15 protein-coding genes are annotated in these 19,472 nt (G+C 62.8%); 7 read left to right on the top strand and 8 right to left on the bottom strand.

Annotation, left to right across the window (positions count from 1 at the left end):
• Positions 1 to 312: a PepSY domain-containing protein gene (locus tag CAF90_RS20390; RefSeq protein WP_039770259.1), complete on the bottom strand. Its 312-nt coding sequence runs from the start codon at positions 310 to 312 to the stop codon at positions 1 to 3.
• Complete coding sequence (locus tag CAF90_RS20385) at positions 312 to 620, bottom strand: PepSY domain-containing protein (protein ID WP_039770261.1); 309 nt, start codon at positions 618 to 620, stop codon at positions 312 to 314. Before CAF90_RS20385 ends, CAF90_RS20390 begins: the two co-directional genes overlap by 1 nt.
• Before the next feature lie 146 nt (positions 621 to 766).
• Between CAF90_RS20385 and CAF90_RS20380 the strand changes: the two genes are divergently transcribed.
• The 6 genes from CAF90_RS20380 (at position 767) to CAF90_RS20355 (ending at position 7,583) form a co-directional block, all read left to right on the top strand.
• A complete protein-coding gene (locus CAF90_RS20380) occupies positions 767 to 1,846 on the top strand; it encodes a patatin-like phospholipase family protein (protein WP_085608273.1) in 1,080 nt (359 codons plus the stop codon).
• 86 nt (positions 1,847 to 1,932) lie between these two features.
• Entirely contained in the window at positions 1,933 to 2,289 is a 357-nt protein-coding gene (queD, locus tag CAF90_RS20375) for a 6-carboxytetrahydropterin synthase QueD (RefSeq protein ID WP_007955941.1), read from the top strand.
• Positions 2,290 to 2,373: 84 nt separating this feature from the next.
• Entirely contained in the window at positions 2,374 to 3,186 is an 813-nt protein-coding gene (locus tag CAF90_RS20370) for an alpha/beta fold hydrolase (RefSeq protein WP_085608272.1), read from the top strand.
• Positions 3,187 to 3,359: 173 nt separating this feature from the next.
• Positions 3,360 to 4,631: a cytosine permease gene (gene codB, locus CAF90_RS20365; RefSeq protein ID WP_085608271.1), complete on the top strand. Its 1,272-nt coding sequence runs from the start codon at positions 3,360 to 3,362 to the stop codon at positions 4,629 to 4,631.
• 13 nt (positions 4,632 to 4,644) lie between these two features.
• A complete protein-coding gene (codA, locus tag CAF90_RS20360; protein WP_007955931.1) occupies positions 4,645 to 5,886 on the top strand; it encodes a cytosine deaminase in 1,242 nt (413 codons plus the stop codon).
• Positions 5,887 to 6,017: 131 nt separating this feature from the next.
• Complete coding sequence (locus CAF90_RS20355; RefSeq protein WP_085608270.1) at positions 6,018 to 7,583, top strand: glucan 1,4-alpha-maltotetraohydrolase domain-containing protein; 1,566 nt, start codon at positions 6,018 to 6,020, stop codon at positions 7,581 to 7,583.
• A gap of 10 nt (positions 7,584 to 7,593) precedes the next feature.
• Here CAF90_RS20355 and CAF90_RS20350 read toward each other — a convergent pair whose 3' ends face one another.
• Positions 7,594 to 8,589, bottom strand: a complete 996-nt coding sequence (locus tag CAF90_RS20350) for a diaminopimelate epimerase (protein ID WP_085608269.1) — start codon at positions 8,587 to 8,589, stop codon at positions 7,594 to 7,596.
• Between the two features lie 136 nt (positions 8,590 to 8,725).
• On the opposite strand from CAF90_RS20350, the gene CAF90_RS20345 reads away from it, so the two are divergent.
• The gene (locus CAF90_RS20345; RefSeq protein ID WP_064597996.1) at positions 8,726 to 9,877 is read left to right on the top strand and encodes an MFS transporter; all 1,152 of its coding nucleotides are present in this window, start codon (positions 8,726 to 8,728) and stop codon (positions 9,875 to 9,877) included.
• 116 nt (positions 9,878 to 9,993) lie between these two features.
• Here the strand turns inward: CAF90_RS20345 and CAF90_RS20340 are convergent, their stop codons facing one another.
• The 5 genes from CAF90_RS20340 to CAF90_RS20320 all read right to left on the bottom strand — a co-directional run bounded on the left by CAF90_RS20340 (position 9,994) and on the right by CAF90_RS20320 (position 19,446).
• Complete coding sequence (locus CAF90_RS20340) at positions 9,994 to 12,417, bottom strand: TonB-dependent receptor (protein WP_085608268.1); 2,424 nt, start codon at positions 12,415 to 12,417, stop codon at positions 9,994 to 9,996.
• 98 nt (positions 12,418 to 12,515) lie between these two features.
• Positions 12,516 to 13,499 (bottom strand): FecR family protein, encoded by a 984-nt coding sequence (locus tag CAF90_RS20335; protein WP_085608267.1) that lies wholly within the window; start codon positions 13,497 to 13,499, stop codon positions 12,516 to 12,518.
• 40 nt (positions 13,500 to 13,539) lie between these two features.
• Positions 13,540 to 14,040: a sigma-70 family RNA polymerase sigma factor gene (locus tag CAF90_RS20330; RefSeq protein WP_085608266.1), complete on the bottom strand. Its 501-nt coding sequence runs from the start codon at positions 14,038 to 14,040 to the stop codon at positions 13,540 to 13,542.
• Positions 14,041 to 14,149: 109 nt separating this feature from the next.
• Positions 14,150 to 14,863: a class I SAM-dependent methyltransferase gene (locus tag CAF90_RS20325; protein ID WP_085608265.1), complete on the bottom strand. Its 714-nt coding sequence runs from the start codon at positions 14,861 to 14,863 to the stop codon at positions 14,150 to 14,152.
• Between the two features lie 113 nt (positions 14,864 to 14,976).
• Positions 14,977 to 19,446, bottom strand: coding sequence for a hemagglutinin repeat-containing protein (locus tag CAF90_RS20320; RefSeq protein WP_085608264.1), 4,470 nt, complete (start codon positions 19,444 to 19,446; stop codon positions 14,977 to 14,979).
• Between the last annotated feature and the right edge of the window lie 26 nt (positions 19,447 to 19,472).

Raw genomic sequence — 19,472 nt, 5'->3', positions numbered from 1 at the left:
TCAATCTTCCTTGTCTTTCACGAGTTCGCCGGTATCGGCCTTCAGGTGCAGCTCGCGGGCCACACCTTCGACGGTCAGCAACTCGACTTCATAAATGTAGACGTCGTGTTTTTCTTCCAGCTCGACTTCCAGCAGTTTCGCGCCGGGATAACGGTCCATCGCCTGCTGCAGCACTTGCTCCAGCGGCAGGATCACGCCCTGCTTGCGCAGATTGAGGGCTTCGTCCGGACCCAGGTCACGGGCCATGGCCGTCGAGCAAAACATCACCAGCGCCAATGCCGTACGGCGGGTGGCGCGAACATTAACCTTCATTACGTATCCTGATGATCCTTGAGCACTTGCCCGCTCACCGCGTCCAGTTCCAGGTCCCATTCCAGCCCCTGCGGATCACGCAGTTCGATCTGGTAGATGTACTTGCCGTACTGCTCTTCCAGCTCGGTGTCGGTGATCGTCGAACCCGGGTGTTTGGCCAACGCGGTGGCGTTGAGCTTCTCGAAGGAGACGATAGTACCAGCGTCGCGCAGGCGCAGGGCTTCATCCGGGCCGAGATCGCGGGCGTGAACGGTGCTGGCGGTGAGGCCGATGATCGAGGCAATGGTCAGGGCAGTCAGGGTTTTCATGGTGTCTCCGTATTTTTATGTGTCGCTACGGGCGGCACCTTAACGGTGCGAACTTAACTGAAACTGAATTGCCATCATGGGGTCTGCTCCTGCAGCCACGGCAACATGTGCTTATAATCTTTCGCTTGCTAACGATCGAGACCGGTATGACCGCCATTCACATCAAGTTCCCTTCTCTGACCCTCAAGGCCGGCCCCCGAGCCATGGCGCGCATTCGTGCCCAAGGCCTGAACGCCGCGGACGTCGGCACCCTGCCCGGCGCTGCCGGTGGGCCGAAGGCGCTGGGAATTCAGGGGCTGGATCTGGCGTTGTTCGGCGAGTGGCTGCCGGCGGCGCCGCGCGAACGTTCGCTGATCGGTGCGTCGGTGGGCTCCTGGCGCTTCGCCAGCGCCTGTCTGCCGGACGCCGCCGAAGGCATCCGCCGCCTCGGCCATCTGTACACCGAGCAGAACTTCAACAAAGGCGTGACCATCGGCGACGTCAGCCGCAGTTCGCAGCGCATGCTCGATGACCTGCTCGACGGCCGCGACACCAGCCTTCTGACCAACGCCCATTACCGCTTGAACATCATGGTGGTCAAAAGCCACGGCGGGCTGGCGGACGACCATCGCGGCCGGCTCGGGCTGGCGCTGGGCTCGGTGATCGCCGACAACCTGCGGGGCCGGGCGCGGCTGTCGCGGCACTTCGAACGGCTGATCATCCACGACCCGCGCCTGGCGCCGCCGGTGCATGCGTTGAATGACTTCCCGTCGCGCTTCGTCGCCCTCGACGCCGGCAACCTGCGCCAGGCGCTGCTGGCCTCGGGCTCGATCCCGATGGTCATGGAAGGCGTGCGCGACCTGCCGGGCGCCGGTGCCGGCACCTTCCGCGACGGCGGTCTGCTCGACTATCACCTCGACCTGCCCTACAGCGGCGACGGCATCGTGCTCTATCCGCACTTCACCGACCGGGTGATTCCGGGCTGGTTCGACAAGACCCTGCCGTGGCGCAAAGCTTCGGTCGAGCGTTTACAGGACGTGCTGTTGCTGGCGCCGTCCAAGGAATACCTGGCGCGCCTGCCCTACGGCAAACTCCCCGACCGTAACGACTTCAAGCGCTTCATGGGCGATGCGCCGAGCCGGCAGAAATACTGGCGCGCGGCGATGGACGAGAGCCGCCGGATGGGCGACGAATTCCTTGAACTGACTGCCAATGGTCGCCTCGCCGAGCGCTTGCTGACCCTTTAGTCAGCACAGCCCTGGACAAGCTGGTAAACTCGCCGCCTGCCCGAATTCGCTGCGGCGAACGCCATCTGAACAGAGCTGAAATCACTGTGGAAATTTTCAAAGAGTTCACCTTCGAATCCGCCCACCGCCTGCCCCACGTACCGGACGGCCACAAGTGCGGACGCCTGCACGGTCACTCGTTCAAAGTGGCGATTCACCTGAGCGGCGACCTCGATCCGCACACCGGCTGGATCCGTGATTTCTCCGAGATCAAGGCGATTTTCAAGCCGCTGTACGAGCGTCTGGACCACAACTACCTGAACGACATTCCGGGCCTCGAGAACCCGACCAGCGAAGTGCTGGCCAAGTTCATCTGGAATGAATTGAAGCCCCTGCTGCCGGAACTCAGTGCGATCCGCATCCACGAGACCTGCACCAGCGGCTGCATCTATCGCGGCGAGTAAATCCTGCGACACAAAAAACCACCGAGACCGGTGGTTTTTTTACGCCTATGCTTTTTGGCTCGAACCCGCCAAGAGGACAGGCCCATGACGGACTGGCTGCTGGATCAGGTCTTTGATTTCAACGGGCGACAGATTCGCCACGGGGTGCGCGGCGACGGCCCGCCGCTGGTGTTCGTGCACGGCACGCCCTTCTCTTCCTACGTGTGGCACCGCATCGCGCCGCACTTTTTCGCCACACACCGGGTGCATTACTTCGACCTGCTGGGCTACGGCCAATCCGAGCAACCGGACGCCGATGTCTCCCTCGGCGTGCAGAACGAATTGTTCGCTCAGTTGCTCGATCACTGGAATCTGCAACGCCCGGACGTGGTTGCCCACGACTTCGGTGGCGCCACCGTGCTGCGCGCGCATCTGCTCAATGGCAAGGATTACCGCAGCCTGACGCTGATCGACCCGGTGGCGCTGACGCCGTGGGGATCACCGTTCGTGCAGCACGTGCGCCAGCATGAGGCGGCGTTCAGCGGCCTGCCGGATTACATCCAGCGCGCCATCGTGCCGACCTATATTCGTGGGGCGATCCATCGGGATATTCCCGATGACGAACTGGCGCCCTACGTGCAGCCGTGGCTGGGCGATCCGGGGCAAGCGGCGTTCTACCGGCAGATCGCGCAGATGGATCAGCGCTACACGCTGGAAGCGCAACCGCTGTATCCGACGATCCGCTGTCCGGTGCAGATTCTCTGGGGCGAAGAGGATCAGTGGATTCCCATTGAGCACGGGCGCGAGTTGCACAAGATGATTCCAGAATCGCAATTTCACCCGATCCCGAATGCCGGGCATCTGGTGCAGGAGGATGCGCCCGAGGCCATCGTCGCCGCCCTGCTGCGGTTCCTCTGATCCAATCCCGTGACCCTGTGGGAACAGCTGCTCCCACTTGGTTCGGTGCAGCGTCCAATGCACTGCTTTCGCGCCGTTCATCCGTACCTCGTCTATAAATACCCGCAACATCGCGTTTGGCACGACCGCTGCAACCTCTTCGCGTCCTCCCCTTTCCAGCAAGGAACGCCCCCATGACGCAAAACGATCCCGGCAACGATTACCCCCTCAGCGAAGTCCCGATGCACGCGCGCAAAGGCCTGGCCTCCACGGCGATGGTGCTGCTGGGGTTCACCTTCTTCACCGCGACCATGTTTGCCGGCGGCAAGCTCGGCGTGGCGTTCAACTTCGGCGAAATGCTCGCCGTCATCGTCATCGGCAACCTGCTGCTCGGCGTGTACGCCGCAGGCCTGGGTTACATCGCCTTCAAGAGCGGGCTGAATTCGGTGCTGATGGGACGCTTCTGTTTTGGCGAAGTCGGCAGCAAGCTCAGCGACCTGATCCTCGGGTTCACCCAGATCGGCTGGTACGCCTGGGGCACCGCGACGGCGGCGGTGGTGCTCGGCAAGTATTTCGATCTGAACGAAGCCACGGTGCTGGGGTTGATGGTGCTGTTCGGCCTGGTGTTCTGCGCCACGGCGTATGTCGGTTATCGCGGGCTGGAGATTCTGTCGTACATCGCAGTGCCGGCGATGATGTTGCTGCTGATGCTGTCGATGTGGGTTGCGACCGTGAAAGTCGGCGGCCTCGACGGCTTGCTCAGCGTCGTGCCCAGCGGTTCACTGGACTGGTCGACCGCCATCACGCTGGTGTTCGGCACCTTCGTCAGCGGCGCGACCCAAGCCACCAACTGGACGCGATTTTCGCGCTCGGCTCGGGTCGCGGTGTTCGCCAGCCTGATCGGCTTTTTCATCGGCAACGGCCTGATGGTGCTGATCGGCGCCTACGGCGCAATCGTCTACCAACAACCCGACGTGGTCGAAGTGCTGCTGTTGCAAGGCTTCGCCATGGCGGCGATGGCGATGCTGTTGCTGAACATCTGGAGCACCCAGGACAACACCATCTACAACTTCGCCGTCGCCGGTTGCAACCTGCTGCGCACCGGGCGCCGCAAGACCGTGACCCTGGTCGGTGCCGTGATCGGCACGGCGCTCGCGCTGCTCGGCATGTACGACATGCTGGTGCCTTATCTGATCCTGCTCGGCACGGTGATTCCGCCGATTGGCGGCGTGATCATGGCGGACTTTTTCTTCCGCTGGCGCGGGCGTTATCCGCGTCTGGCCGACGCACGGTTACCGGCGTTCAACTGGCCGGGGCTTGCGGCTTACGCGGCCGGAACCGTCGCGGCGTTCGGCTCGCCGTGGGTCGCGCCGCTGGTCGGGATCGCCGTTGCCGCGTTAACGTATATCGCAGTGACCGGCCTGCTCGGCGCCCGCAACGCGGCCGCCCCTCTACAAGATCTATAAAAGGATTCGCCCGATGCACATCATCAACGCCCGACTGCGCAACCAGGAAGGTCTGCACGAATTGCACCTCGAAGACGGCCTGATCCGCAGCATCGCGCGCCAGACCGAAGCGCCGACCCTGGGCCCCGACGACCTCGACGCCGGCGGCAATCTGGTGGTGCCGCCCTTCGTCGAGCCGCACATTCACCTCGACGCCACCCTGACCGCCGGCGAGCCGCGCTGGAACATGAGCGGCACGCTGTTCGAAGGCATCGAATGCTGGGGCGAGCGCAAGGTCACCATCACCCAGGAAGACACCAAAACGCGGGCCAAGAAAACCATTCAGACCCTCGCCGCCCACGGCATACAGCACGTGCGCACTCACGTTGATGTCACCGACCCGCAACTCACCGCACTCAAGGCGATGCTCGAAGTGCGTGAAGAAAGCCGTCACCTGATCGACCTGCAGATCGTCGCGTTCCCCCAGGAAGGCATCGAATCGTTCCGCAACGGGCGCGAGCTGATGGAAGAAGCGATCCGCATGGGCGCGGACGTGGTCGGCGGGATCCCGCATTTCGAGTACACCCGCGACCAAGGCGTCAGCTCGGTGAAGTTCCTGATGGACCTGGCCGAGCGCACCGGCTGCCTGGTGGACGTGCATTGCGACGAAACCGACGACCCGCATTCGCGCTTCCTCGAAGTGCTGGCCGAAGAGGCCCGCAGCCGCGACATGGGCGCCCTCGTGACCGCCAGCCACACCACCGCAATGGGCTCCTACGACAACGCCTACTGCGCCAAACTGTTCCGTCTGCTCGGGCATTCGGGGATCAGTTTTGTCTCCTGCCCGACCGAAAGCATTCACCTGCAAGGGCGCTTCGACAACTTCCCGAAACGCCGCGGCGTGACCCGCGTCAACGAGTTGCTCGAAGCCGGCATGAACGTGTGCTTCGGTCAGGACTCGATCGTCGATCCGTGGTATCCGCTGGGCAACGGCAACATCCTGCGGGTACTCGAAGCCGGCCTGCACATCTGCCACATGCTCGGCTACCGCAACTTGCAAAGCGCGCTGGACCTGGTCACCGACAACAGCGCCAAGGCCATGCACCTTGGCGAACGCTACGGTCTGGAACAGGGCCGCCCGGCGAACCTGTTGATCCTGTCGGCGGACAGCGATTACGAAGTGATCCGCAGCCAAGGCCTGCCGCTGTATTCGATCCGCAACGGCAAAGTGCTGATGAAGCGGCAGATGCCGGTGGTGGAGTTCATGGAGAGTTGAGCGGCGGTTATGGTTCGCAGTGGTTTTATCGCGAAAGGTTAGTGCCGAACTGTCAGATCTGACAGGCGACAACCGCAGCGAACCGGCCCACAGTAAGTCCCAAGGGATCAATCGTTCCCGGGGGGACGATCATGAAAGGGACTTCACCATTTCGCCTGGTTTTCGCTGTCTGTCTGGCCTTCGCCACAACGACAGCGACGATCGCCGCCGTTCGCAACGGCAGCGGTGAAGAGATCCTGTTGCAAGGCTTTCACTGGAACTCCAGCCGCCATCCAACATCTTGGTATTCGGTACTTGCGCAACAGGCGACGGCCATTGGCAACGACGGATTTACCCTGATCTGGATGCCGCCGCCGTGGACCGATTCCTCGCAATGGAATACACCTACGGCTGCCGGCGGCGGTGAAGGTTACTTCTGGAACAGCTTCGACAAAAACAGCCGTTACGGCAGCGATCAGCAACTCAAACAAGCAGTGCTGGCGCTCAACAACGCGGGCGTGAAAGTCGTCTACGACGTCGTGCCCAATCACATGGACGATAAATCGGTCTATCCGATGTTCCCGCGAGGGACCAACGAATGGCGGCAGGACTGCATGCAATGTGATGAAGGTGACCGGTTCATGGATGGCGCAGCCGACCTGAACACTGCCAATCCGACAGTCTTCGACGCCTTCAAAAAAGAATTCATCAATCTGCGCGACAACTACGGGGCTCAAGGCCTGCGCTTTGACTTCGTCCGTGGTTATGCGCCGGAAACCGTGGATCGCTGGATGAACGCCTTCGGCAACCAGCAATTCTGCGTCGGCGAAAACTGGAAAGGCCCCAACGAATACCCGCAGGGTGACTGGCGACGCAACGCGAGCTGGCAGGATGTGCTCAAGGACTGGTCGGATCGCTCGCATTGCACCGTGTTCGATTTTGCCCTCAAGGAGCGCATGCAGAACGGCTCGCTCGCCGAGTGGCGCCACGGCTTGAATGGCAATCCGGACCCTGCCTGGCGCGCAATCGCCGTGACCTTCGTCGACAATCACGACACCGGCCCTTCACCCGGCGCCTACGGCGGTCAACGCCATTGGAGGCTACCCGATCCACTGGTCAATCTGGCTTACGCCTACATCCTCAGCAGTCCCGGTACGCCGACCGTGTACTGGTCGGACAAGTACGACTGGCAGCGCGATCAACTGATCCGGGAATTGATCAAACTGCGCAAGACCGCCGGCATCCGCGCGGATTCTCCGGTACGTTTCAACACCGCGTATTCGGGATTGGTCGCCACCACGTCGGGCGTACGCGGGACGCTGGTCATAGCGTTGAAATCCAATCTGCAACAATTGCCACAGGGTCTGGGCACGCCGACATTGACCTGGGATAACGGCGATATCCGGATCTGGAGCGGGCCTGTCGAACCTGCGACAGTGGCAGTCAACGTGCATTGCGACAACGCCAATCCGCAACCGGGCGAAAGTGTCTATGCGGCGGGTTCATCGCTGGAGTTCGGGGCGTGGGACCCGCAACACGCGATAGCGTTGAAGTTGAACAACACCCGCTGGAGTACAACCGTTGAGGTACCAGGCCAGCAAAAGCTCGAGTGGAAGTGCATCGTGCGGGGCCAGACTCCGACAGCGGTGTATTGGCAGGCCGGCGCGAACAACGCATTCACCAGCGGTGCCGTGACCGACACTGTCGGGCGCTTCTGATCTCGGGGTTTCAGCTGCTCTCGTCGCGCACTGCGGTGCCGAACAGGCGCACGCCAGTCAGTTCTCCATTGCACTCCTCCAGCAGGATCGGCGCGGTTCCGCCCGGCATCACCACCTGCACTTCTCCCGCCGATACCCAGCCCACCCGCCACGCCGCACTCGCCACCGCACTGGCGCTGGTACCGGATGAGGCGGTTGGCCCCTCGCCCCGTTCGAACACTCGCGCGACGATGCGTTGATCGCCGGCGCGCATCGCCCATTGCAGGTTGACCCCGGCCGGACACGGCTGGCCGGCGCCGGTGGGCATGGCGTAGGCGATGGCGGTCAGACGGTCCGTCAGCGGCGATTCAAGCATCTGCGCGTTGCTCGGCAATGCGGCTTCATCCTGAACCAGCGTCACGCAATGTGGATTGCCGATACGCACGAACTGGCTGTGCGCCCACGCGGGATCGAGCTGCGCCAGCGGCCGAACACGGCTGACCGCCACACCGTTAAACGGCGCCGGTTCAACGCCGAGCGCACCGACCGCTGCCGGGCCAAAACCGGGCTGGCCAAGGTCCAGCCAGAAGCCCTGCACGCCCGCCACCTGCGCCGGTTTCACCGATGTCGGCACTGGCGATTGTGCGTCCTGTTTGTCGTGATGCACCCGCAACGTCGCACCCTCCTGCGGCATCAGCCCCTGTTCGAGCAGCGCCTGGGAGAAAATCGTCAGGCCGTTGCCGCTGCGTTCAGCCAGCGTGCCGTCGGTGTTGACGATCAGCAGGTCGAAGGGCGGCGCGGATTGAAACGGGCCGATCAACAGGCCATCGCTGCGATGGGACTTGCTGCCGACGGGGCGCCGACCTTCGGGCCAATCGCAGCACAGCGCGATGGCAGCAGCGCTCCACGCCTGTCGCGACAGCGCGCACTGCGCGGCGCCCGTTGGTAATTCGATTCCGGCAGCGCGCAGCGCCTGGGGTGAAACGACTCCGTAGATATTGCCTCGTGCATCGTAGAACTGCGTCATGAGCCCGCCCTTGTTTTTCCCGTCGACAGGGGCGCCACTGTAAATCGCAACGCCCTGCAGACGCGAGCGGGCTCGCTCCAGCGAAAGAGCTGTGCAAGGATGTCCGCTGCTGAAACGTTTTTTGCCAAGGATCGTTATGACCAGCCTCACCCCTCAAGACACGTTCGTTCCCGGACGCCTCGAACAGATGTCCACGCGCATCGCCTTCTTCATTGCCGGGCTCGGCATCGCCGCGTGGGCGCCGCTGGTGCCCTACGCCAAGGCGCGCGCCGGTCTCGATGAAGGGACGTTGGGGTTGCTGTTGCTGTGCCTGGGCGTCGGTTCGATTCTGGCGATGCCGCTGGCGGGGATTCTGGCCACGCGGTTTGGCTGCAAAAAAGTGGCCACCGGCGGCACGTTACTGATCTGCGCGGCGTTGCCGTTGCTGGCGACGGTGTCGTCGATTCCGGCGCTGATCGCCACGTTGTTCATGTTCGGCGCCGGGCTGGGCACGGTGGATTCGACGGTGAACCTGCAAGCGGTGATCGTCGAGCGGGCCAGCGGCAAGAACATGATGTCGGGGTTTCACGGCCTGTTCAGCCTCGGCGGGATCGTCGGCGCGGCGGGCGTGAGCGCCCTGCTGGGTCTCGGGCTGTCGCCACTGGCGGCGATGCTGGTGGTGGTCGTGGTGTTGATCGCGGCGCTGTTCAAGGCGGTGCCGCACATGTTGCCTTACGGCAGTGAAAGCTCGGGGCCGGCCTTCGCAGTGCCCCACGGGATCGTGCTGTTCATCGGCGGGATGTGCTTCATTGTGTTCCTCACCGAAGGCGCAGCGCTGGACTGGAGCGCGGTGTTTCTGGCGCAGGAACGCGGGATCGACACCGCCTATGCGGGATTGGGTTACGCAGCGTTCGCGCTGACCATGACGGCCGGCCGTCTGACCGGTGACCGGATCGTCCGGGCATTGGGTGCGACCCGGATCATTCTGTTTGGCGGTCTGCTGGCGGCGGCGGGATTGTTTCTGGCGACCTTCGCCCCGAGCTGGCAAGCCGCATTGCTGGGCTATGCGCTGGTCGGCGCCGGCTGTTCGAACATCGTGCCGGTGCTGTACACAGCAGTGGGCAAGCAGACGGTGATGCCGGAGAGCATCGCCGTCCCGGCAATCACTACGCTGGGTTATGCAGGGATTCTGGCAGGGCCGGCGGTGATCGGTTTTGTCGCCCATGCCAGCAGTCTGAGTTTTGCCTTCGGGCTGATGGCGACATTGCTGGTGGCGGTGGCCATCGGTGGGAAGGCGCTCAAGGTCTGAGAAACATCATCTAAGCGCCCTCCCCAAGCGAACCTGCTCCCACGAGATACAAACGATCCCTGTGGGAGCGGCGGTTCGACGATTCGACTTGCCCGCGATGAAGCCACCTCGGTCTATCAGAAACCGACGCTGGCCTGCACGAAGAACGTCCGTGGCGTGCCCACGTAGATCCCCGAGTTGTTGTCGCTGGAGCGGGTGAAGTACTGCTTGTCGAAGATGTTCTTCACCCCGGCGCCGAGCTTCAGGTTCGACAGCTGCGAGCCGAAGTCATAGCCGCCACGCACGTTCCAGGTCACGTAGCCCGGAATGTCGCCGTACTGCCCGTCTGCCGTGCCTTCGGTGATGTAGTTGCCGTTGAAGCTACCGTCGGCGTTCACACCTGTACCGGGGGCGCGCTGCTTGGACTGGGCGAAACCGTCGATGTTGTAGGTCCAGCGGTTGATGTCGTAACGCAGGCCGACGGTCGCCACCTGACGCGAGTAATACGGCAGATCACGGCCCTTGAAGCCTGGAATCTCGCCTTCGTACGTGGCGCGGGTGTAGGTGAACCCGGCATTGGCGGTCAGGCCGTCGAGGCGTGGATCGAGCGCCGCCATGTCGTAGTGCACCGACGCTTCGACACCCTGGTGCTTGGTCGCGCCGAGGTTGGTCCAGCCCACGTCGTTGCTGACGTATTGCAGCTCATCGTCGAAGTCGATGTAGAACAGCGTCACTTCCCCGCCCCACACGTCATCGTTGTAGCGCGTGCCGATTTCGTAGGTCTTGGCTTTTTCCGGTTCCAGACCGTTGGCAGTCTGGTCACCCGAGCCGCCCTGGCCGAGCTGGAAGTATTGCAGGCTGCCGAACGACGTCTCGTAGTTGGCGAACAGCTTCCACGCATCGGACAGGTGATACATCACGCTCAGGGCCGGCAGCGGCTCGTTGCTTTCGATGCTGCGGTTTTTCTCCGGGACGCGTTTGCCGGCGGTGTCGAGCACGGCGCGGTCATGCCAGTCGGTGCTGATGTGTTCGAAGCGAATACCCGGGGTCACGGTCCAGTTGCCGACGTCGATCTTGTTGTCGATGTAGACCGAGTTGGCCTCGGTGCCACCGGTGCGATCCTGGAACACATGACCGTCGGAGGTCTTGGTGACCACCGGCTCGTTGTTGACCAGCGCCAGACGGCTCGACTGCTCGTGCATCGCCTCTTTCAAATAACGGTAACCGACGCTGACTTCCTGAGTGGTCGGGCCTACGTCAAACACACGCGAAACGCGCGGCTCGATGCCCAGCGTGTAGTAAGAACGCGGAAACGAGCTGAGGGTTTTCTGATCGCGGGCGGCGATGGTGCTGCCGCGAAAACTGTCGGAATAGTAGGTCAGCACTTCCGCCTGGGTACGCTCGTCGATCTGCCGGATCCACTTGAACGACACGTCCTTGCGGCGGCCGCTGAAGCCGTCGTAGTCGCGGTCGGACTGGAACGGTTTGTCGTCGTACTGCTTCTGCGTCAGGCCGCCGGGCATGTCGGCGCTGGCGTCGTAGTAATGGAAGTTGAGGCTGAAATCGTCCTGATCGGTCGGCGCCCAGTGGGTCTTGAGGATCACGTCGTCGATGTCGTTGCCGTTGTTGCGCTCGCGGTAACCGTTGCCGTTCACGCCCGAGTACAACAGCGCCATGCCGATGCCGTTGTCGGCAGTGCCGCCGAGAAACGCGGTGTCGATGTGTTTCCAGCCACCGTGCTGCGAGGTTTCCAGGGTCGTGCCGATTTCACCGGTGGTTTTTTCCGGGATCGCGCGGGTCACGAAGTTGATCACGCCGCCGACGTTCTGCGGCCCGTAACGCACGGAACCGGCACCACGAACCACGTCGATGCTGTCGAGGTTGCCGGAAGAGATCGGCGCCATCGACAGTTGAGGCTGGCCATACGGGGCGAACGCGGCCGGCACGCCATCAATCAATACGGTGGAGCGTGGCGACAGGCGCGACGTCAAACCCCGAACGCCGACGTTCAGCGAGATGTCGCTGCCGCCGGTGCCGTTGGCTTCCTGCACCTGCACGCCCGGCACGCGGCGCAGCACGTCGCCAACGTTCATCGCGCCCTGCTCGACCATCGCTTCGCGGCGGATCACCGTGCGCGCGCCGGGGTGGTTCTGCACCACGGCGGCGTTGGCGTCGCCGAGCCAGTCGCCGACAACCTTGATGTCGGTCACGCCCAGCTCCAGCGGGCCGTTGGCGGCGGAAGTGGGGGCTGGAGACAAGGTTACCGAGCCTTCATTGATCTGATAATCCAGTCCGCTGCCTTGCAGCAATTGGCGCAGGGCCTGCTCCGGAGAAAGGTTGCCGTCCACCGCCGGCGCCTGTTTGCCGGCGACCAGGTCCGGGCTGAAAAACACCTGCAATGAAGTTTGCTGACCCAGTTCGCTCAGGGCCTGACCCAGCGGCTGGGCGCGGATGTGAATGGCTTCGGCGGCGAAGGCCATCGGCACGGCGGCGTTGACCGCCAGCGCAAGCGCCAGCGGCAACCAAGGGGATTTTTTGTTTTTGGCGGTGGAGTTTTTCACGTCGAACGGAGTCCTGTGGATCGCAAGAGTGTGCGGCTGTTAATGCAAACCAGTTGCAGTTGAACAGGAAGACGACGAACTCGAAAAAAACCTGAATTTTATTTTGAAATTATTTCCTGGCTGCCGTCGGCAAGGGTGCGCACGGCCACCGGAAGGATGCTTGGCAAGGCCTTGAGCAAGGCATCGGTATTGTCGGATTTGAACACGCTGGTCAGGCGCAAATTGGCGACGGTCGGGTTGGCGACTTTCAGCGGCTTGTCGCGATAACGCGACACTTCCTCGGCGACTTCGCTGAGGCTGGCGTTGTTGAACACCAGTTTGCCGCTGCGCCAGGCCGTCAGCTCCGCCGGGTTGACCGCATACGCCGGCGCCACTTTGCCCTGGGCATCGATCCGCGTGCCGAGGCCGGCAGTGAGGCTGATGAAATCGGCCTCGGCCGCATCACGGCCCTGCACCTTGACCGTGCCCTGCTCCACCGCGACCCGGGTCTGCGTCACGTCACGCCGCACATCGAAACGGGTGCCGGTCACCGTGACCTTGCCGCTGCCGGCCTCGACCACGAACGGGCGGGACGTGTCGTGCTCGACACTGAACATCGCTTCGCCTTCGGTCAATTCGATGAGCCGCCGATCCTTCTCGAAACGCACCTGCAGACGGCTGCGGCTGTTGAGGTCGATCACCGAACCATCCGGCAGCGCAACATGCTTGCGCTCGCCCAGCGCGGTGGCGAATTCGGCGCTGTAACCTTGCGGATGATTCAAACCACTGAACAGCCCGAGCCCGAGCGCCACCGCGACTACGCTCGCCGCCACGGCATAACGCAACAACGGACGGCGTTCGCGCCGCGCCGGCGGGGTTTCGCACAAAGCTTTAAGCTGTGGCGCCGGCAGCAGATCCGCCGCCGTCCACAAGCCTTGCAGCAACTGGAATTCGTCACGGTGCTGCGGATGTTCGTTCAGCCACGCGTCGAAGCGCTGCTGTTCGTCGACACTGACGGCCGGCTCCTGCAAACGCACAAACCAGCGTGCCGCGTCATCGCGCACCGTTGTTTGCCCGCACGCGCAATCACGAGTATCCATCATGGAATGTCCTGTTTGGCTGGGGATGAAAAGACGCCACGGCTCATGATTGCGCCCCGTCCAGGCGATCACGCAGATGCCGCAGGGTGCGGATCATATACTTTTCCACCATGTTCTTGGACAGGCCCAGGCGTTCGGCGATTTCCGCCTGGGTCAGGCCTTCGATCTTCTGCCAGACGAAGATTCGTCGGCAGTTGACCGGCAGCTCCGTGAGCGCGCGTTCGATGGAATCGGCCAGCTGGATCGCATGCATGTAATGCTCCGGATCGCCGGTCGGCGACTCACTGAGATCGATCGCCTCCGACTCCATGGCGCCCCGCCGGTCCTCACGCCGATAGCCGTCCACCGCGATGTTGCGCGCGGTCTGGTGCAAATACGCCCGGGGTTGCTGCACCGTCGACGAATCGGATTCGAGCACCCGCACAAAGGTGTCGTGCGCCAGATCCTCGGCCTGCGAGCGATTGCGCAGGCGACGGGTCCAGGTGCCGATCAACTCTTCGTAATGCTCGAGAAAGCCGGGTCTGCGGGGCAGCATGGGGATCATTGCGGCGTGCTGAGGAAAGGGGCGTGAATAGTAATGCTTCCTATTAAGCCGAAGCAATGGATTCCTCGGGAATGCCGGCGAAGCTGTTTTACCCAACGCCTCCAGCGCTCTAACTCGCGGCGATCTCTGCCTTGCGCGAGCAAAACCACCCATGCATCAAACCCGCCTGAAAGAACTGGACCGGCGTCTCGAACCCGGCCGCCTCTATCAGATCGGCGACCTGCGGCGCTGGCAGAATTGCCACATCCCGGGCATAGGCCAAACGCGCTCGCTCAAGCATCTCCGCCGGCACCTGGGCCGAGGCCATCAGCGTCATCCAGTGACGCAGCAATGCTTCATAGGCCGGGGATTGAGTATCCGAGGCCAGATCAGCGTTCGCCAGCACCCCGCCCGGCAGCAGACGACGGGCAATCTCATGGAAAAAGTCGATACGCGCCTGAGGATCGAGCAAAAACTGCGACACCAGAAAACAGGTCGCGCCGTCGTAACTGGATTCATCCGTCAGGGTATCGAGGTAGCCTTCGTGAAACCGGCAGCGGTCAATGAAACCACCCTCTTTCGCTCGCTGACGGCACACGTCGAGCATGGCGCCCGAAGGGTCGACTGCGGTGAATTGCCAGCCGGGAAACTGCTGCGCCAGATGGGCCATTTCCACACCGGTACCCACGCCGACGCAGAGAATGCGGGCATTGGTCGGCAGGCTTGCAAATACAGAATCAAGCAGCAGGTACAGGGCGTCGCGAATAGGCGCCATCCCGGCCCATTGTTTGTCGTAGACAGCTGACTGCTGGTCGAACAAGGCCTTGAGCGCTTGATTATCCATGGAACACATTCCTCTGCGTTTTGATGAAATGCACCGCGCAAGCTGCGGTTCACGTTCCATTATCGCAGGGCTGTCAAGCCACCTTGGTTGAGCAGCCCTGAACGCATGGTGGCTCAGCCTTTTTCGTCAATACCCGCTTGAAGTGACTGACTGTCGAAATGACCGCTCAGGGTCACCGGACCAACTTTCAGGTTGCCGTTTTCAAGGGAAACCTTCGGTGCGTTTTCTTCGGTTTTATGTGGCAGGTCCAGGCCGGCTTTCACGCCGTAGTCGAGGTTGCTCAGATCGCTGCTGCTGACCTTCGAACCACCCAGATCGACCTTGCCTTCGGTGGCGGAAATCCGCGCACCGGTCAGTTGCGTGGCGCCGCCGACGGTGAGATTCACACCCTGACCAGCGCTGATACCGGAGACTTGTTTCACGCTGTCCTTGTGCGCGTATTCACCATCGACTTTCAGCGTTGGCTTGTAGTCGGTGCCAGCGAGTTTGCCCTTGTCGTTGGCCGGAGTCTTCTTGGCGGTCAGGCCCAGATCCACGTCGACCTTGGTGTGAGTGCTGGAGTCCTGACGGCTTTCGACCGACAGATCACCGGCCACGTTGCCGCTGACGTTACGCGCATCGATCCGCGCGCCGTTGAGGCTCGCATCACCGCCGCTGTTCAACACCACAGTGTCAGCCTTGATCTGGCTGTTCTGCTGGGTAGTGCCTTGCAGGTAGTCCACGCCGACCTTGGCCCCGGCATTGAAGCCGTGGTCGCTGCTGACTTTTTCATCGGAGGCGGTCGGTGTGCTTTTGCTCAGATTGCCGCCGGCATTCAACGCGACGTTCCAGTTGTTGCGGCTGTCGGTGGACTGCGCGGACTCCTGAACGAAACCGCCCTTCTGCGCGTCGATGCTGACGTTTGGCGCGCTGACCTGAGTGCCTTGCAGGTGCACCGAATCGCCGCTCAACGCGATGCCATTCTGGCTGTTGAGCTGGCCACCGCTGAGGGTCTGGGTGTTCTCGTTGACCCGGCCGATGTTGAAGTTGCCGCTGAGGTTGCCGCCCTGATCGCGGCTCTTCTCGCTGCTGGTCTTGCTACCGCCGGCCTTCAGGCCGCCGCCGAGATTGCTGCCGGTGGCGACGTGCGAATCCGTGGCCGCTTGCAGATCGAGCTTGCCGCCAGCTTTCAGGTCGATAGCAGCAGCGCTGTCGATATTCGTGCCTTGCTGTACCTGATTACCGCCGCTGCTCAGATGCACCGAGCCGTTGCCGCTGAGGCTGGCGACGTGCGCCTGACTGTCGGTGGTCTTATTGCCTTTGTGATCGAGCTGGAATCCAGCGCCGAGATCGACGTTGGTGCCGTCAGTGCCCGGCAAGGTGCCGACCGTCAGCGAGCCGTTGCCGCGCAGGCTCGAGCTGTCGCTGCTCTGACGGTCGTTGGCCTGATTCAGGGCCAGGTCACCGCCGGTCTTGACGCTGACACCGCCCTGCCCACCGTCGAAACGGCTGCCTTCAAACTGTGCATCACCGCCGACATTGATGTTCACGCCCTGGTTGCCAGCGTAACCGCCGACCACCGCCGTGGAGCTGTTCTTGCTCGACTGGCTGCTGCCACCCGCGCCGCTGCCGGCCACGTTCACGTCTTCACCGGTCTTGGTGTAGACGCGCACATCGACCTTGGCATCGACCGCATTGTCGGTGCTGCTGTGGGTGTTGTTCGCGGCATCGGCCACCAGTTTATCGGCGCTGATATTCACTTTGCCGGCGCTGGCGTTGTACTGGGTGCCCTGATCGTGCAGCGTGCCGCCGACCTTCACGTCCACGGTCTGGCCGTCGAACCGACTGACCACAGCGTTGCTGCCCTGCTCGGTTTTATCGGCGCTGGCATGACCGACTGCCACGTCGATACCGACGTTCGGCTGGCCGAGATTGGCCAGTGCATCCTTGTCCGGCACCTTGCCGGCGAGCACTTCTTTCACCGCGCCGGCAATCGGTCGGGCGATGTCCTTGTACTCGACGTTGGCGCCGATGTCCGCCGACCAGTTGCTCTCGCTGTGAGTGCTGCTTTCGGTGTTGCTGGCGGCACGGTTGTCGACTTCGTTGGCGGCGACGTTCAGGCCGTTGCCGGCCTTGAGTTGCGCGCCCTCGGTGGCGAGTTTGTCAGCGTTGATGTTCAGGCTGCCGCTGCTCTGCACGCCGGTGGTTTGCGCAGTGGTTTTGCCGGTGGTGTCTTGCGAAGTGTTATGCGAGAAATCCACGCCGCTGCCCGCGCGGTCGAGGCCGCCGGTGTAGTAGAAACCACCGCCGGTGCTGCGGGTTTCGGTCGAGGTGGTGTGGCTGTCCTGCTCGGCCAGCAACGAGACGTTCTTGCCGCTCAGGCTGGTGTCGCCGGCGGTGGATTTCACCTCGGCGCCCTTGAGCGTCACGTCGCCGCCCGCCTTCACCTGCACGCTGCCACCGCTGAGGCTGGAACCCTGTTGGGTGACGTCGTTGGCGGTGACGGTTTGCGCCTTGTCTTCGTAATGCACGCCGGCGCGATACTGCTCCGCCGTCTGCTCTTTGGCGTAGGCGTCGAAACTACGGGTCTGCGTGCTGTTGCTGCTGTCGTGGGTGTTCTGCGTCGAATGCACATTTACGTCACCCGCCGCGTCCGCCGTCAGCGAACCGCCGGCCTTGACTGTGGAGCCGGCGACTTCGATGTCCTTGGCGCTCTTGAGCTTGAGGTTGCTGTCGGAAGCCAGCTCGCTGCGCACCGTGGTGCTGTCCTTGCTGTTCTGGCGCGACTCGTCCTTGGTGATGCCGAAGAACTTGCTGTCCTTGTCGTGGTTGTTGCTGTGCGAGGTGTCCTGCACGCCGTCGATGGTCAGCGAACCGTTGTCGCTGATCACGCTGGCGTCCTTGCCGCCACGCACCTGGCTGCCGCTGATGCGCACGTCGTCGGCCTTGACCACCAGCTTGCCGGCCGCGTTGATTTTGCTGCCCTGATGCTGGGTCTGGCCCTTGTCGGCGTCGCCGGTCTTGCCGAAGAAACCGCCACCGACCAGGTCACCGGAATAGCGGTTGTCGCTGCTGCGATGGGTGCGGGTCGCGGTGGTGATTTCCACCTGTTTGCCGGCCAGATGCAGATCGCCGGCGCTGTTCAATTCAGCGCCTTCGGAGCGCAACAGTGCGGCGGTTTGCAGGGCAATGTTGCCGGCCTTCAGCTGGCTGGTGATGCTGCGCTGCTCTTCGCTGCTGCTGTCCCAATCGGCTTTCCACAGGTGTTTGCGGTGCTTGCCCTGATCGGTCTGGGTGTGGCTTTCAGTGGCGGCGGTCAGGCGCAGATCGCCGCCGCTTTGCACGCTGAGGTTGTTCTTCGCGTCGACCTTGGCGGCTTGCAGTTCGGTGTCTTTGCCGGACAAGAGTTGCGCGTCGCGGCTGGCGACGATCTGGCTGCCGTGCTGGCGCGAATCGCTGTCGGTCTTGGTGCGCTCATAAGTTTCCCAGGTGATGCCGATGGTGCTGTTGTTCCAGTTCTCGCGCTGTTCCTGGAGCTTGCGGCTTTCGACGGTGGTCAGGGTCAGATTGCGTTTGGCCTCGACCTTCACGTCACGACCGCTGACATCGGTGGCGGCCAGGGTCAGGTCCTTGCCGCTGTGCAGGCCGACGTCGCCCTGGCTGCTGCGAATGCCGGCGCGGGTCACGTCGAGGCTGTCCGGGATCGCCTGACCGCTGACGCTCAAGTCGCCAGCCGAACGAATCTGCACACCGTCACGCCCGGCGACTTGCACAGCGCCGACCTTCACGCCCGCGCCTTCAGCGGTGCTGACGATGTTGATGCGCCCGGCCTGCATCGCGCCAAACAGGCTGGCGTCGATTCGTTGATCGGTGGTGTTGCCCGCCGGGTCCACGGCTTTCACCTGGCCGCTGGCGTAATCGATCTGATTGCGTCCGACGGTGAGGTTCAGTTGATCGCGAGCGCTGATTGCGCCTTGGCTGTCGATACGCGGCGCGATCAGGTTGATCGAGCCTTCACCGTTGCGCAGCCCGCCGCTCTGGATCTGCAACTGGCCAGTGGCGTCGCGGGTGCTCAGAGCTTGCAGCTTGCCGTCGTTCAGCTCGGGCCGGCCGACCACCAGATTGGCGTTCGGCGTGTTGATGAAGCTGCCGCCATTCACCGAAATGCCGTTCGGGTTGGCGAGCACATAGTCGGCGGCGCGACCGAAGATTTCCTGGGCGCCGTTGATAGCCGACGGGTTGCGGCTGATCACTTCGTTGAGGATCACGCTCGCGGCCTGGCCCTGCAATTGCGGGTTGGCCGCCAGTTGCCCGGCGAGCTGCGATTGCCCGGCCTGCAAGGCGTTGTTCAACACCAGCCCCTGACGGTCGACGTTGTAGTCGAGGAACTGGTTATGCGACAGGCCCGAGCCGTTGGGCGCGACGATGTTGACGATCGGGACGCCGCCCTGGGTCTGCAATTGCGCGGTGCCGCCGGGGCCGGGCGCGACCACCACACCGCCGGCCATGGCGCCCGGCAGGTGAGCGACCAGGAACAGGCTGGCGATGGCCCAGCGCAGTTTGCCCCGTGGGGAAAGATGAAACGCAAAGGTATTCATTGGCATAAAAAACTCTCCATGTAGTGCGGCAT

This window comes from Pseudomonas sp. B37(2017), assembly GCF_002112885.1.
GTDB lineage: Bacteria > Pseudomonadota > Gammaproteobacteria > Pseudomonadales > Pseudomonadaceae > Aquipseudomonas > Aquipseudomonas paraglycinae.
The sequence above is the reverse complement of the archived record's forward strand: the minus strand, read 5'-3'. Positions and strand labels throughout refer to the sequence as shown.